Source organism: Micromonospora sp. NPDC051296 (assembly GCF_040682255.1).
Lineage (GTDB): Bacteria > Actinomycetota > Actinomycetes > Mycobacteriales > Micromonosporaceae > Micromonospora > Micromonospora craterilacus.
Map to the genome: position 1 here is coordinate 1 of NZ_JBFBAO010000629.1, position 1814 is coordinate 1814.

General features: G+C 68.2%; 2 protein-coding genes. Both read left to right on the top strand.

The genetic code is table 11. From position 1 onward, the window contains the following. Positions 1–1017: ISL3 family transposase (locus AB0M52_RS33655; RefSeq protein WP_363961898.1), on the top strand; the 1017-nt coding region annotated here is incomplete at its 5' end. Between the two features lie 462 nt (positions 1018–1479). Then, complete coding sequence (locus AB0M52_RS33660) at positions 1480–1752, top strand: hypothetical protein (protein WP_363961900.1); 273 nt, start codon at positions 1480–1482, stop codon at positions 1750–1752. Positions 1753–1814: the final 62 nt, after the last annotated feature.

The following is a 1814-nucleotide window of genomic DNA, read 5'->3' on the forward strand; positions in this document are numbered from 1 at the left end:
AAGCGGTTGACCGCACGGCTGCGGGCGGCGGCTGGCGCGGCGGTCGCCGACGGTGGACGCACGGTGCTGCAGTCGGCGCGGGATCACGAAATGTCCTGGCCGGTGGTCGCCGCCGCGTTCGCCGCGCATGCCGCTGCGGTGCTGCCCGTCCAGCCGCAACCTGTCGAGGCGTTGGGCATCGACGAGATCCGCCGGGGACGGCCGAAGTTCGTCCTCGACGAGACCACCGGCACGTGGGAGAGCACCGTCGACCGCTGGCACGTCGGCTTCGTGGATCTGTCGGGAGGGCAGGGGCTGCTCGGTCAGGTCGAGGGCCGCACCGCCCAGGTCGTGGCCGACTGGCTCCTGGCCCGCCCACCGCAGTGGCGTGATCAGGTGCGCCACGTCGCGATCGACATGTGCACGGTCTTCAAGTCCGCCGTCGCGCGGGTGCTGCCGCACGCCCAACTCGTCGTTGACCACTTCCACCTCGTCCAGTTGGCCAACGCCACCGTCACCGAGGTCCGCCGCCGGGTCACCGTCCAGGTCCGCGGCCGCCGTGGCCGCAAAGGCAACCGCGAATGGGAACTACGCAACCGGCTGACCCGCAACGCCGCCCGGATGCGCGCCGCGCACGTCGACGACCTGCAAGCCGAACTGTCCGCGCTACCCGCACGCATCGGCGTGCCGATCCTGGCGGCGTGGAACGCCAAGGAAGACCTCCTCGACCTGCTCGCGCTGGCCCGCACCGACCCGGACCGTGAACGCGTCGCCGTGCTGCTGAAACGCTTCTACCGCCGCTGCGCCAACGCCAACCTGCCCGAACTCCACCGGCTTGCCACCACGATCGAGACCTGGTGGCCACAGATCCTCACGTTCATCCGCACCGGAATCACCAACGCCGGCTCCGAAGGCACCAACCGAGTGATCAAAACCGTCGCCCGCGACGCCTACGGCTTCCGCAACCCCATCAACCAACGACTACGCACCCGCTGCGCCACCACCCGACGAACCCGAGGCCACCTCGACCCCCGCTAAATTCGTTGAGCCGCTTTCCCTCGGGCTTCGCACCCCGCCGTTACCAGCAGCGCACGCCAAGGATGGGGCCAGGCAGCAAGCACGCGCCCGGGACTACACCACCGACAACATGTCGGCCCTCCTAACTGCGAGTCCACTCGCAGAGTGCGACCTCGTGTCGCAACGGCAGATCCGGATGCCATTGGCCGCCCCGATCGGTGACGATAGAGTGCGCGGCCATGGCCGTGATATGAAGGTACTGGCCGGCTCACTGATTATCGTCGAGACTGCGGACCATCACATTCGCTAGTTTGACGGCCGCCGCGGGGTCGTGGCACCTGCCAGGCTGCGCTCGCCAAGAGGGTGGTCTGCTGCAGGAGCAGCGCTAGGCCTCCGCAGCTGTCTACTTTCGGGTGACGCGTGCGACCCCGCGATCACCGCAGGCTAGAGCGGTCGTGATCCGTCAGCTCTAGCGAGGCAACGATGATCGAGGTCACCAAGTGTTGTGGCTCGACTGCCATCGATGACGATGCCGGTTTGGCTGTCCGTCCTGGTCGGGTGACCGGTTTCATCGGCCTCGACGATGCTGGCAAGTCCACGACGCTACGCCTGCTGCGTGATCCGATCAGAGTCATCGCGGGCACCGCGTTGGTCGACGGCAGGCGATACCGCGATCTCACCTACTGGCTGGGCCGTCGGCGGCGCTGCTGGACGGCGCCGGTCCGGTGCCTGAGCGTCGCGCGATCGCTCGCTTGAGCTGGCTGGACTGCCCGGCGCCCCCGTGCGGCAGCCCGTCGTTTAGGTAGATCGTCGCCGAC

Bases quoted from the DNA above. Each gene is read 5' to 3' on its own strand.
- AB0M52_RS33660 (WP_363961900.1), top strand. From the start codon at position 1,480: ATGATCGAGGTCACCAAGTGTTGTGGCTCGACTGCCATCGATGACGAT.